The organism is Alistipes shahii WAL 8301 (genome assembly GCF_025145845.1).
Taxonomy (GTDB): domain Bacteria; phylum Bacteroidota; class Bacteroidia; order Bacteroidales; family Rikenellaceae; genus Alistipes; species Alistipes shahii.
Genome location: NZ_CP102253.1, coordinates 132786 through 145006, shown reverse-complemented (window position 1 = coordinate 145006; position 12221 = coordinate 132786). Strand labels below are relative to the sequence as shown.

The following is a 12221-nucleotide window of genomic DNA, read 5'->3' as shown; positions in this document are numbered from 1 at the left end:
ATGAAACGAGACCTTATTTATCTGATCCTGATCGTCGCGGCAATCGCAGCGGTAAAGGTTACGGCGCAGATGACACCGGAAACGCCGGCTGAGATCCGGCCCCTACGTATCGAAGCGGGATTCACCAAGACCGTACACATCCTTTTCCCGTCGCCCGTCACGTATATCGACATCGGCTCGATGGACATCATAGCAGGCAAGGCCGACGGAGCCGAGAACGTCGTGCGGGTGAAAGCCGCCGTGCGGAATTTCGCAGCAGAAACAAACCTGACGGTTATCACCGAGGACGGCGGATTTTTCACCTTCGACGTGCATTATGCCGAGAATCCGGCTGTCTCGACCCTCAATCTTACAGTGCAGGAACCGCAACCAGAAAGTATGAAGAAACCGGCTGCTGTGGGCTATCCGCAGCCGACGGCCCCAGCATCCGAAGGCCGGGTGCTGCTGCGCGAGGTAGGGCGCGAGAAACCTGCGACCATAAAACGCATGTTGAGCGACATATACCGCCAAAACCGTACGGACGTGAAGGGCATTCGCACGAAGAAGTACGGCATTGAAGTCGAAGTGTTGGGGATTTACGTGTTCAATGACGTGATATACATTCACTCCTGTATCTCGAACGACACGAATATCTCATTCGAGGTAGATGCACGACATTTCATTGTAGCGGATCGCAAACTCACCAAGCGTACGGCACAACAGCAGTCGACGCTCGAAGTCCTGCGCGTATGCAACGATCCGGCAGTCGTGAGGGGACATCAGCGTCAGCGGACGGTATTCGCACTGCCCAAACTGACGATCTCCGATGACAAGGTGCTTTTGCTGGAAATCATCGAGAAGAACGGAGCCCGGCATCAGACGGTGGAAATACCAGCCGAAGAGTTGTTAGAAGCAAAACTGCTGTAACGGGAAAAATAAGATTCGATGTTCGTACACTTTCTAACGGCTATTTGCCTGACAATGGGAATATTGTCGGTACTGGTCGCCATCGGACTATGTTGGTTGATCCTCTTTCCGGAGTATCCGAAACACAGATATTGATCCGGGGTTGAACCCAATTAAAAGTGCCCGGTAAAACCGGGCACTTTTAATATTTTACAACTTACAATTCTCTGGTGTGGCGGGCAGGTCATTCCACGACTTGTCCGCCATAGTGCAATGTGCATATTTCACGATGTATCTGCCGACATAGCAGCTCGATAACCCGTTCGGAAAGATCGTGCCGCACCGTGTGCATGAAGCGGCGGTTCTCGATGCGGCTGAACAGGCTTGTGCCGTCTTCGGCGACGGCGCAGCAGATTTGCGCCTCGCGGAAACGGTCGTAATCGGTGAAATATTCCACATCGGGAGCGATACGTATATAAGATTTCATAGGTTCGTCAGATGATGTTTTGACACAATTCGGGGTGGCGGTATGGCGGGAGCCGCGGGCGTCCGCCCGTTCGCGTCTGCGGCAGTCATGCCGCAGACGGAAACCGGGACTTATTTATGGTGTCGCAAGGTCGTTGAATCGCAGTTCGATAGTTGTCAGCAACAATCCCGGCGGACAGGAATAAGTGCCCCTTATGTCCGATTCTTCGGAGAAGATATGCACGGTATAGCGGCGTGCCGCTCGCTCCCGGGAAATCCGGATACCCCAAGTATGGCCGTTTCGGCGTGCGAAAAAAATGTGATTTCCCGCACCTGTCTGGATCAGATCGAAAACGGCGATTCCATGCCGGCGAAGATCGTCGATAAATTCTTTCAGCATGATTCTATTCGGTTTTATGGGGACGGCCTGCGGGCCGTCCCCGATCAGACTTTAGGCGGCTTTCTTTGTCGTTCTCTTGGTGCTCTTACCCGTTTTGCCCTCTTTCTTGGCGGCTTTGGTCTTGGCTTTCTCCTGCGCTTCGGCCACGGCAATACGCTCGTCGAGACGGTCGTTGCGTTTCGTGTATTCCTCGTCGAACTGCGCTTTCACAACCTCGTATTTCTCTTTGTGGTGCAGGGCTGCAAATTCCATCAGCAGTTGCTTCCCCGTTTTGTCGAAACCGATGTCGGATGTAAGGCTTTTTACCAAGAAATCGCGGGTGATGAGATCGCGTTGTTCGTCGGTCAGCGCATTGACGACAGCGATTTTCTGTTCGGATGTCAAATAATACGCTTCGGGGAATCCCACGGCGGCGAGGTGTTCGCGCCGCAGGCTTCTGAGCATGATGTAATAGAGAATGTTGTCTTCCAGCTGGGTAAACGGCGTCGGGGCGATCTCCTCGTCGCGGACGATCTGCCGGACGGCTTCGACGGTTTTTTCGTGTGCGAGTTCCGTGTTGCGGATTTTCTTCTCCTCAAGGAGGGCGATCAGTTCCCTGGTTGATTCCCTGCCTTTAGCGGCTTGGTTCACATAGACCAGCCGGGCGTCGTCGCGCGAAGTCTTGACGAAGATACGGATCGCCCCGGCGTCGTGCTTGGCCAGCAGGTCGGCGGTCTTTTCCTCGGCAGCCTTTTTCTGCTGTTCATAGATCTGCATCGCCGCGGTATAATCGGCATCGGTGGCATAATCCGCCGGACTTGGTTCCGCGGGCATAGCGGGCATTTCCTGCACCTGCCCGTATTCGAACGCCTTGCATTCGACCCCGTTTTCGGTCATATGCTCTATGGCCTTATCATGGTCGTCGCATCCGTAACGGTCTTTGCAAAGGATGAATTTCGGGTTTTGCGCGAGCAGTTCTCCGCTTTTTCGCTCGATGAACTTGCGGTTCTTGGCTTCGAGGCATTCCCGGTTCGTGCATCGTCCGGCCCCCGTAGCGAACATATCGTAGGTATTTGCGTTGTACTTGCATGCGGCACACGCCGTCTGGTCGAAGCGATACCGGGCCAGATCGTTCGTATAATGGGCGTCCACCATCCGCTTGAACTCCTTTACGGAGTATTTCCGCCACCCCTCCTCGTCTTTGAGGCGGTCTTTGCAGATCGTCTTTTGCAAGTCTTTCCCGTATCGTGCCAACTCCATAGCGAGACCCAATGTAATAGAGTTTTCGCGCAGGAGTTTTTTTACGTCGGGGATCAGTTCGTTGAGTTTCATCCGGTAGTAGATATACTGCTCGCTCTTGCCGAAGCGTGCGGCCACGGCGGCGGCGTCCCCGCCGAGGGTCTGCATGGCGGCTTTGTAGGCTTCGGCCTCGTCGAGCGACGGCATCTCCTCGCGCTGAATGTTCTCCGAAAGCGCGAGGTCGAAGATCGCCCGTTCGTCGGCGGGAGCGGCATCGACGATTGCCTCGATCTCGGTCTGGCCGAGCAGTTGCACGGCGCGGTAGCGGCGTTCTCCGCAGACGATGATATAACCGCCTTGTTCTGCGGCTCGCACCCGGATGGGCTGAATAAGGCCGTGCGTGGCAATGGAGGCGGCCAGTTCCGCGAGGGCATTCTCGTCGTAACTCCGCCGCGGATTGTTGGGGTTGGGGCGGATTTTGTCAATGGAGAGCAAAACGGTCGATTTCGTGCTCTGGGTGGCGGTTGCGGTCGTGGTGTCGGTTTCGTTCGTTTTCATGGTGTGATGGTTCATTAGAATTGATATGTTATTGTGGAATTAATTGATCAGATGATATGCTGTACCGCTGGCAAGGTATTCCCATGCGTTACTTTCAGCCAGTTCTGCGAAATACTCCTCGCTGCAGCAATACCGGGCATCGTCGCGGCATGCCCGGAAAAAGGTGTCCAGACAACATTCGATCAGATCGTAGAAAGTCGTATCGTCCGGATGCGTGAAGAAGCAGTATATCGGATCGAGGATCATATTGTCCATATAATACCCTGTCAGCGGACATTCCGTCGTACAGAATAGGCGGCTTCGGCGGCGTCTTCTCCCTTTGTAGTAGATTTTCGGGACGAACAGATGCGATCCGAAATTGTTGTGTAGATAGGCGGCGAGCCGTGCTCCATGCAGATTTTCAATAGTATCTTCGTAAGGCGAATACCAGCTGAAAGAGTAGGAATAACCGTCGTATTCCCATTTATTGCACCGTATGCCGAGTAGATCACAGAAGGCATTCAGCGTTTGTTTGTTCTCCGCATTCCATCCGTATTCCGGTTCATCGTTGAGCCACTTGCGATATGCCCGTGCCCGTGCTTCGGGCGAAAGTTCGCCCAGCGAGAAAATTTGGTAGGTTACGGTTTCCGTTCTCATGATCTTGAAAGGTATTTGATCAGTTGCTTGTGGCGGTCGTACGGTATTTTGAACAGCAGGTAGGTAATGCCTATGCCGTTGCGCGATGCGTTGTGAAGGAGTTGCCGCAGATCGGGATCTTCCCCGGCCGTGACGCCGAACACCTCCGGCATGTATTTTTCCGGCAACCGGGTGCGCATCATGTAGTCGAAATCCGCCGTGCGCTGTATGATTTCTTCGTATGATTTCATAATAAGGTCGTTAAGAATGAGAGGATCGAATCACCGGACATGGCATGCGCGTTGTCCCAATTCCGCCATTGCTGTCCGTCCTTGTTTTGTAGCGAGAGGTTGAAAAGAGGGGCTTTCCCCTGCGACCATTTGCCGGAATAAATCCGGATGCTGAAAGTGCGTACATGGCCGCTGAAATCGAAAAAGGCGGTGTATTTTTCTTTGCCGTTGATCTCCAGCAGGAGCGCGGCGATAGCTGTTATCTGTTCGTTCATGCTCTCGGGTGTTGTGGGGCGGGCGGATGCCCGCCCCGGATTGAATGTTATTTGAGATAGGCGGCCAATGCGCTGCGCACCTCTTGTTCTCGGCGTTTGGAGAAAATCCACCCGGCGCACCGGGTGCCGTCGTGCGTAAGGTAGGCGCGAAACAGCCCGTTCAGATCGCGAAGCGTGTCACGCAGGGGTTTCGTATCGCCGAATACGGCGATCGACTTTTCGGAGTATTCCACGATCTCGACACGTGCGTCGGCCACGGTTTCGGGGGCGGTGGTCTGCACGGGTGCAGGGTTCTCGATGCATACATTGTCGGAATTTCCGGCCACGACGGCGAAACGCTTGATAATGCCCTCTTTGTCGCGGCACGATTCCTTGCTGACCTGCCAGCCCGAATAGCGGTGTGTACCGAGGTAATAACCGTGCCCCATGCTGTACTTTTCGCGGTGTTCGTACTCGCCATTACGCTCGGCCAGGTGTGCCGTGCCCTCGAACCGTGCCGCGGCCTTGCGCATTTCGGGGAACAGATCGCGCGTGTGGGTCGAGAATCCGAGAATAACCGTGCGCACGATGCGCGAGCCGAAATAGTCCGTATAGGGGTCGCATTCGCTTTCATGCTGTTCGCCGATGATGACGGCCACGGCATCGTCGGGAACGATCTGCCGCAGACGCTCCGCGCCGATGGTACGTAACCGTTCCGCGTCTTCCGCCGCCGCACGTCGGGCGGCTTCCTGCTCGGCTTTGAGGGCGTCGGCACGAGTGCGGAGCGCCGCGACCTCGGCGGCATCCATAAATTCGGGGTGCTCGTCGTCGTAATAGTGCCCGATACCGAATTTGTCCCGCAAGGGGCGAATCAGATCGGCAGTGTGCTCCTCGGCGGTTTCGGGGTCGATCAATCGGTAATTGTAACCGGATTGTGTGTGTGCGATTCCGGCCACGACCATGCGCTGACGCATGTTGTAAGGGCCGTCGAAAATGACGATCTGATTCTCCCGCACGCTCTGTACGTCGGTGTCGTAACTCTTTCCTGCGAATAACAATGTGACTTTTCCCATAGTTGTAAGGTGTTGAATGTTAGTAAAACAGCCGCAGAAGAAACCGCACGAGGACGACCCCAGGGGAAAGGACGAGACGCACGATGTCCCGACACCGCCGCAAGAGCCATAACGAGAGGCAGAAACCCAAAAAACCGCCCGCACCGAGATAGATGCCCGCGAGAAATTTGAACGCCGCAAACGCGCCGAAAAGCGCAGCCGCGAAACTTGCCGCAGACCTCCAAAACCCGCAGATGCCGGTGGGAGCGGTGCCGCTCCGTTTCAAAATTTCCCGTATGTCTTTGTGCTGTTTCATAACCACGACCTTTTTTTTATGCCGTATGGGCCGCGTTTGCCTTGCTTCCGTTTCTGTGGGCTATATTTCAGAGGGGCGGAATACAAACAAGATTTCAGGACAAAAAAATCAGCCGCAACTTATATATTGCGGCTGATTTATTTGTCTGAACCCGAAGGGCCCCGATCTTGGTTGTTTTCCGACCCCCTGCCATAGCTTCGCCCACGGAAACGGAAGCAAGGCAAATGCGGTGCATAACGTGCTAAACGGGGAGTAGGTAGTCTCGGAAACAGCACAAAGACATACGAGGAATTTTCAACCCGGATATAAAAAACAGATATGTCTTTTAACATATCTGCTTATCTGTCTTTGGCCGGATTGTATCTTGCTATCGGTGGCCAATAATTTCAAAATACTGCGAGCCGTAAATCCTTTGCCGTAGGCGGCGGTTATTTCCATTTTGGAACACGGCAAATTTGGTTCGTAACCAAAAATCTTACGTTACTCATCAGTAACTCACTATAAATCAGAGTATTCAAATTCAATTCATAACCTTCCTCATTCTTCCGAACCTCAACATTCCCCATTTGGGGTATAGGTTACGGATAGGTAACGTTCCTCTGTCTCATCTTGTCGTATTCCCGTCTTCGTCTGTCCTCGCCACTTTTAACCAAAATGAGGAAAGTAACTGATAACCAGCAAACTTTCCTCATTCTTCTCTCATACACTTTTTATATGTACTTTCCACTCCAGAAACAACCGATTCTGTATCGGGATTTTCAGCGTTCGACCGTTCCCAATGGCATATATTTATTCTAATTGGATATCCCATTTTGTGATTTCGAATTCGAGGTCACAAATTGCGGCCTCAAACCGATTGCGAACCGTCGGATCATTCTGTCGTATCCGCCTCCGGGTGTTCGATCCCTTCGGCTGTTTTTTCGGCCAATGCCTGTTTTGCCGTGAGCGGCGATACGATTCTTTTTCCGGTCTGGGCTTCGATCTCGCGGCGGGTATTCCCGGCGATACGTCCGCCCTGTGCCGCCACGGCACGGTTCGCTGCGGTCGTCCGCGGTTTTCGCTCTTTCGAAATTTCGGTGGTCGTCGCTTCGGCAAGCATGTTGAGCACCAGCTCCAGATTGGTCATGTTGTCGCGCAGGCTTTCGGTTTTCAGTCCCTTGTACTGCTTGTACTGGCGCGTGGTCATACCCGACCAGCCCAGCGTAATAATATCGGTCAGCGTGGCGTATTCCTGTCCCTTTTTGATACCGCGGCGTTCCCATTCGTCGGTCAGTTCCTTGCGTACCTCGATGGATTTCAGCCGCTGGTTGATCCAGTTCTCGGAATAGCCTTTGCGATGGTAGTATTCCAGCATCCGGTCGATGCCTTGTTCCGGGTCGTCGATCTCCTCCAGCCGTTCGCGGGCAAGCGAAGAGAGCCACAACTTGAACGGCTCGGCCTTCGGCGAGGGAATCGACTGCACCAGTCGGAAAAGCTGCTCTACGTCAGCCACATCGGTTAGGCGCATCTTGCCATCCGGAGCGGTCATTTTCAAACCGTGACAATTTGTCACGGTTTCATTCCCTTCAGCTTTCAGCCGTTGTTTGAGTTTGCGCCAGTAGGCTGCGGCATCTTTACTTTCGGTCAAAACTGCGATAACATCGACAATCGAAACGTACCACTTGCCCGCTTCGTCGTCCCAGACGGTGCGTACCTTACGCTCTTCAAAAAGTTGTATCGCTTGCTTTTGGGTCATGGCTCTTTTTACTTTGATTGCTTAAAACCGATGGGCCGGGGCTGTTTGCGGGCCTTTGGAACTTTGACCGACAGGGCTGCGATGGCCTCGTAGATGTTGTCAAGCTCCTTGCGCATGTCTTCCGAAAGGTCGTTCACCGCTTCGGCGTTGTCCTCGTCCGCCCGTTCCAACAGGGTCAGTTTCGCACGGATTTCGGACAGCTCGGCCGTCATAGTCGAGGTTGTCATAATGTAGTTGCGCATGGCGACGAAAGCATCCATAATCCGAATACTGACTTGTATGGCTGTCGGGCTGCGTAGCACGGCAGAAAGCATGGAGACCCCTTGTTCGGTAAAAGCATAAGGACGTTTTCGTGTGCCGCCCCAACTTGATGTTCCATTTTGGAATATCAAAAATTCCTGTTCTGTCAGTTGAAACATGAACCGTTCCGGAAAACGTTCGATATTTCGCTTTACAGCTTTATTCAGGTTGCCGGTCGTAACGCCGTAAAGCTCGGCCAAATCGCGGTCGAGCATCACGCGCTGGCCGCGGATTTCGTAGATTTTGCTTTGGATCGTAGCGAGTTCTTCCATCGGTTCGGGTCAAAATGAACGGTTATTTCTCTTCCTTCGGGAGTTTGAACCCGATGGGCCGGGGCTGTTTGCGGGCCTCGGGCACTTTGACCGACAGGGCCGCGATGGCCTCGTAGATGTTGTCCAGCTCCTTGCGCATGTCTTCCGAAAGGTCGTTCACCGCCTCGGCATTGTCCTCGTCCGCCCGCTCCAGCAGAGCCAGCTTTGCCCGGATTTCAGCCAATTCCGAAGTAACGGTTGTAGCTGTCGTAATATAATTGCGCATGGCGACAAATGCTTTCATAATAGAGATACTTACTTGTATTGCCATTCCACTGCGCAATACCGCAGAAAGCATCGCAACTCCCTGTTCGGTAAAAGCATAAGGTAGGGATGTCTTCGGCCGCTTCACTCTGGATGTCGTCACAAATTGTGATGACATATTTTTCCATTCAATTTCGGAAATGCGGAACATGAACTCTTCCGGAAATCGTTCGATGTTACGTTTTACGGCCTGATTCAATGCACTGGTCGTAACTTGGTAGAGCGCCGCAAGGTCGAAGTCGAGCATCACGCGCTGGCCGCGGATTTCGTAGATTTTGCTCTGGATCGTAGTGAGTTCTTCCATCAATAAGTTTGGGCAAGTTCTTTCCTTCAACACAAATATAGTCGCTTTTTTGCAAAAAGAAAGACGAAACCGCTCCGTTTCGTCTTTTCTATTCTTTTTTCGCAGGATAATTTATCGGTGCGAAGAATTCAGCGATTGTGATGTTATATAATTTACAGAGTTTCAGTATAGATTGTGTGTTTGGAATGGAGGTTCCTGATTCATACCGAGAAATATCTAAATGTGTAAACTCAATAACTTCTTCTTGAGAATACCCATGATCCGAACGTAATTGTTGCATACGTTCTATCAAGAGCCGTTGAAAAGTAGTATCTCTATATTTGGGAACCTTTGTTCGCATTTTTTGCAAAGGAAAGGTGATGTCTAAAATTTTATACACGTGATTTCACGTGTATTCGAAAAATTTGATTATATTTGCATACGTGGATTTCTAAATACAGAAATTATGCTACATTTGCGATTGAATAGTTCGGCGTAGCCGACGGACATAATCATAAAGGGTAAACAACTCTTTATACCTACTTGTAAACTTGGAGACCTCTTCGGAGGATGTTTAATCAGATGGTATAATGGTTGTCAGCTCCGGTTATGTCCTGTTTGTTGTTTGCAAGCAGGGCTTGACTGGGGCGCAGGACAGCTTCCATCTGAAGGTAACTCCAAGACCGACAAGTAGGGGTTGACACCGCGCCCCCTTTTTATTTCTGCGGGCGTATCATTCACTAACCCGAAACCGTCATGCGCCGCCATTCGCCGAATACATTACATCATACGGATTGCACCCGCCGAGCGACCGCCGGCAGGCGGAATCGGTATATCTTTGCAGCAGCGTTTGTTTTGGGCCCTAATACTATCGAAATTATAAATATGATACCGATTCGCTGATTTACCATCGGTTTTTCTGTCTGCTGGCAGAGAAAGATAGTTTTTTACGGGGCGGCCGCGCCCGTTGCACCCTGCCCTGGTTTCAACTATCGCACCACCGAACACATAAAAACATACCGAAAATCAGCCGACGAACCGTTCCGTGGCTGAATCCCGACTCGAATTAATAACACGGATGCGGCCGATATACGACTGAATTCTTCATGGAATCTATGTGAAGTTGCGTCACTATCCATCGTATGTCTCTGCATCCGTTTTCATATCCGGAAATTGTCTCCGACAATAAGTCCGAACCGGCTCTACCCGTATTCGGACTAATGGAAGCGCGTATTTACAAGGGAGAATACACATCGGCTGAGATGATCGTCTTAAAATCTCTTGACATTCATTACAAGCCGATGGCTTCCATTCCTTTTCATTTATTGTAGATATAGCAGCATAATTATAACATTCACCAGATAATCTTTTAGCGGTGTCCGAAGCAAGAAATTTGCCCGCTGAATCTCCGAAGTAACCTGCCGGACGGTCAGGTTGAATTTTTCCGCAATTTGATGGTAAGTCATATCTTCCAGACGGCTTGCCAAAAATACATTACGAGTAAGAGACGGCATTTTGGCCAGTTCGCGCCGGTAAATCTCGATTATCTCGGATTGGAACAGTTTGCCGATCTGTTCTTCGTTAGATAATGTATTGATACTCGATTCGATCCGCCATTGTTCTTTTCTATAAAGTTCGCTTTGGGCTTTGAGCATGGATTTCCGCTTACGCAGGTATGAAATACAGCGAGTCCTGACGTAATTGTAAATATAACCTTTGATATTCACGTCGAATTCAAGGTGATCCCGGTGTTCCCACAAATACATGAAGCCATCGGTCGTAATATCCGTTGCCATCTCCATATCATTTATATAGGAGTATGCGATTCGGATAAAACGCTCCTTGTCGTTGAACAGCCTGTCGAACTCTTCGGCTGTCAATATTTTCGTCGGCTTCCCCATCGCAATCTTTCGATACTGTTTCCAAAGATAGCGATTATTCCCGAAAATGCAAGTCGAGAATTCATCCCCGGTTTTTCGTTTCCGATGTTTTGAAAGCGCCTGCAAAAAAGAAATGAAAATATTTTTGAAACAAAATAAGGTTCCGGGAAGCAAACGCAGGCGATCAACACACTCATTGTCAATACATTGTCTAAATAAATAATTTTACATTATTATTAAATATATTTATTTATAAAAAAGGCTGTAAACTCGGTTCGCTCATGCGTTTAAAAAGAGAAAGCAATGAAGCCGGCATATAATTTAATTACAAGATAATGGATCAAGAGGTAATATACAAAGCTCTGCGCGGCGAAGCAACCCCAGATGAGCTGGAACAGGTGGCACGGTGGCATTCCGAAAATCCGGAGGACTTCCAGCGCTGCGCGGATGAGGTGCACATGCAGATCGACATGATGGAGTTGTACGGCGAAGAGATCCGTCCAGCAAGTTGGATCGCCGTGCACTGGAGAAAGGTAGTCCGTATTACCGTACAAGCTGCCGCCATGCTCGCCATCGGGCTGTTCGTCGGGGGATATATCAGCAAGGAACGCACCTACGATATGCTTGCCGAGCAAATCAACACGTTGCAGGTTCCTTACGGCCAACGCTTGAAGTTCACGCTTCCGGACGGTTCGAGCGTTCAGCTCAATTCCGGAGCAAAGATCGAATATCCATCCGTATTCAAAAAGAATCTCCGCAGAGTAAAGCTTTCCGGCGAGGCGGTATTCGATGTCGAACATGACGAGAGGTGTCCGTTCGTTGTAGAAACTTTCGCATCCGATATTCGGGTGTTGGGTACGAAATTCAACGTTGTGGCCGATGAGCGCCACCAACGCTTTTCGACTGCATTGCTCCAAGGTCGGGTGCAAATTACAAACCGGCTCGATCCCACGCAAAAAGACATTATACTGAAACCTAACGATATTGCTAATCTCTCGAACGGTCATCTTTTCATCGAACCGATAACCGATCCGGAAATATTGTGCTGGACGGAAGGTCTTATCAACATTTCGGGTCTGCCTTTCGATGAACTGATGGAGAAATTCGAGCGGGCATTCGACGTGAAGATCGACATCTCCCTTGAGAAACTTCCGAACATCAGAAACGTCAGTGGTAAAATTCGTGTGAACGACGGCATTGACAAAGCCCTTCACATTTTGCAGTATACCGCGGACTTTTCTTACAAGAAAAATTCGGAAACAAACGTAGTGACGATCTATTGATGTGAAAGCCTGATTGTTTAACGCCTAAAATGATTGCCTATGAAAACGTAACCAACATCGTTCATAGCTTGTTCAATGAAAAAGCCTGCGGAGGTAGAGATCCGCAGGCCGGATAATAGATTGAATCGAGCTTTTTTGAGACACTAATTAACCTATTATCTAAAACTTCGCA

At 50.7% G+C, this 12221-nt stretch carries 15 protein-coding genes; 2 read left to right on the top strand and 13 right to left on the bottom strand.

The window, feature by feature from the left end; translation table 11 throughout:
• Positions 1-906 (top strand): conjugative transposon protein TraN, encoded by a 906-nt coding sequence (gene traN / locus NQ492_RS00700; protein ID WP_015547839.1) that lies wholly within the window; start codon positions 1-3, stop codon positions 904-906.
• 223 nt (positions 907-1129) lie between these two features.
• Here traN and NQ492_RS00695 read toward each other — a convergent pair whose 3' ends face one another.
• From NQ492_RS00695 to NQ492_RS00635, 13 genes are all read right to left on the bottom strand, one after another.
• Positions 1130-1372 (bottom strand): hypothetical protein, encoded by a 243-nt coding sequence (locus tag NQ492_RS00695; protein ID WP_015547838.1) that lies wholly within the window; start codon positions 1370-1372, stop codon positions 1130-1132.
• A 114-nt stretch (positions 1373-1486) separates the two neighbouring features.
• On the bottom strand, positions 1487-1750 hold the full coding sequence (locus tag NQ492_RS00690) for a hypothetical protein (protein WP_157359499.1): 264 nt from the start codon (positions 1748-1750) through the stop codon (positions 1487-1489).
• A gap of 51 nt (positions 1751-1801) precedes the next feature.
• On the bottom strand, positions 1802-3526 hold the full coding sequence (locus NQ492_RS00685; RefSeq protein ID WP_015547837.1) for a ParB/RepB/Spo0J family partition protein: 1725 nt from the start codon (positions 3524-3526) through the stop codon (positions 1802-1804).
• Between the two features lie 39 nt (positions 3527-3565).
• Positions 3566-4162: a hypothetical protein gene (locus NQ492_RS00680; protein WP_015547836.1), complete on the bottom strand. Its 597-nt coding sequence runs from the start codon at positions 4160-4162 to the stop codon at positions 3566-3568.
• Positions 4159-4392: a hypothetical protein gene (locus tag NQ492_RS00675; RefSeq protein ID WP_015547835.1), complete on the bottom strand. Its 234-nt coding sequence runs from the start codon at positions 4390-4392 to the stop codon at positions 4159-4161. Before NQ492_RS00675 ends, NQ492_RS00680 begins: the two co-directional genes overlap by 4 nt.
• Positions 4389-4646, bottom strand: a complete 258-nt coding sequence (locus NQ492_RS00670) for a hypothetical protein (RefSeq protein ID WP_015547834.1) — start codon at positions 4644-4646, stop codon at positions 4389-4391. Before NQ492_RS00670 ends, NQ492_RS00675 begins: the two co-directional genes overlap by 4 nt.
• 47 nt (positions 4647-4693) lie before the next feature.
• A complete protein-coding gene (locus NQ492_RS00665; RefSeq protein ID WP_015547833.1) occupies positions 4694-5698 on the bottom strand; it encodes a hypothetical protein in 1005 nt (334 codons plus the stop codon).
• Positions 5699-5717: 19 nt separating this feature from the next.
• Positions 5718-5993, bottom strand: a complete 276-nt coding sequence (locus tag NQ492_RS00660; protein WP_259873409.1) for a hypothetical protein — start codon at positions 5991-5993, stop codon at positions 5718-5720.
• A gap of 871 nt (positions 5994-6864) precedes the next feature.
• Positions 6865-7728, bottom strand: a complete 864-nt coding sequence (locus NQ492_RS00655; RefSeq protein WP_015547832.1) for a BRO-N domain-containing protein — start codon at positions 7726-7728, stop codon at positions 6865-6867.
• 8 nt (positions 7729-7736) lie between these two features.
• Complete coding sequence (locus tag NQ492_RS00650) at positions 7737-8300, bottom strand: ORF6N domain-containing protein (RefSeq protein ID WP_015547831.1); 564 nt, start codon at positions 8298-8300, stop codon at positions 7737-7739.
• A gap of 22 nt (positions 8301-8322) precedes the next feature.
• A complete protein-coding gene (locus tag NQ492_RS00645; RefSeq protein WP_015547830.1) occupies positions 8323-8907 on the bottom strand; it encodes an ORF6N domain-containing protein in 585 nt (194 codons plus the stop codon).
• 88 nt (positions 8908-8995) lie between these two features.
• A complete protein-coding gene (locus NQ492_RS00640; RefSeq protein WP_229028890.1) occupies positions 8996-9187 on the bottom strand; it encodes a helix-turn-helix domain-containing protein in 192 nt (63 codons plus the stop codon).
• 1021 nt (positions 9188-10208) lie between these two features.
• Positions 10209-10892: a sigma-70 family RNA polymerase sigma factor gene (locus NQ492_RS00635; protein WP_259873408.1), complete on the bottom strand. Its 684-nt coding sequence runs from the start codon at positions 10890-10892 to the stop codon at positions 10209-10211.
• Positions 10893-11101: 209 nt separating this feature from the next.
• On the opposite strand from NQ492_RS00635, the gene NQ492_RS00630 reads away from it, so the two are divergent.
• Positions 11102-12049, top strand: coding sequence for a FecR family protein (locus tag NQ492_RS00630; RefSeq protein ID WP_015547829.1), 948 nt, complete (start codon positions 11102-11104; stop codon positions 12047-12049).
• The last annotated feature ends 172 nt before the right edge of the window (positions 12050-12221 follow it).

Bases quoted from the DNA above. Each gene is read 5' to 3' on its own strand.
- traN (WP_015547839.1), top strand. From the start codon at position 1: ATGAAACGAGACCTTATTTATCTGATCCTGATCGTCGCGGCAATCGCA.
- NQ492_RS00695 (WP_015547838.1), bottom strand. From the start codon at position 1,372: ATGAAATCTTATATACGTATCGCTCCCGATGTGGAATATTTCACCGAT.
- NQ492_RS00690 (WP_157359499.1), bottom strand. From the start codon at position 1,750: ATGCTGAAAGAATTTATCGACGATCTTCGCCGGCATGGAATCGCCGTT.
- NQ492_RS00685 (WP_015547837.1), bottom strand. From the start codon at position 3,526: ATGAAAACGAACGAAACCGACACCACGACCGCAACCGCCACCCAGAGC.
- NQ492_RS00680 (WP_015547836.1), bottom strand. From the start codon at position 4,162: ATGAGAACGGAAACCGTAACCTACCAAATTTTCTCGCTGGGCGAACTT.
- NQ492_RS00675 (WP_015547835.1), bottom strand. From the start codon at position 4,392: ATGAAATCATACGAAGAAATCATACAGCGCACGGCGGATTTCGACTAC.
- NQ492_RS00670 (WP_015547834.1), bottom strand. From the start codon at position 4,646: ATGAACGAACAGATAACAGCTATCGCCGCGCTCCTGCTGGAGATCAAC.
- NQ492_RS00665 (WP_015547833.1), bottom strand. From the start codon at position 5,698: ATGGGAAAAGTCACATTGTTATTCGCAGGAAAGAGTTACGACACCGAC.
- NQ492_RS00660 (WP_259873409.1), bottom strand. From the start codon at position 5,993: ATGAAACAGCACAAAGACATACGGGAAATTTTGAAACGGAGCGGCACC.
- NQ492_RS00655 (WP_015547832.1), bottom strand. From the start codon at position 7,728: ATGACCCAAAAGCAAGCGATACAACTTTTTGAAGAGCGTAAGGTACGC.
- NQ492_RS00650 (WP_015547831.1), bottom strand. From the start codon at position 8,300: ATGGAAGAACTCGCTACGATCCAAAGCAAAATCTACGAAATCCGCGGC.
- NQ492_RS00645 (WP_015547830.1), bottom strand. From the start codon at position 8,907: ATGGAAGAACTCACTACGATCCAGAGCAAAATCTACGAAATCCGCGGC.
- NQ492_RS00640 (WP_229028890.1), bottom strand. From the start codon at position 9,187: ATGCAACAATTACGTTCGGATCATGGGTATTCTCAAGAAGAAGTTATT.
- NQ492_RS00630 (WP_015547829.1), top strand. From the start codon at position 11,102: ATGGATCAAGAGGTAATATACAAAGCTCTGCGCGGCGAAGCAACCCCA.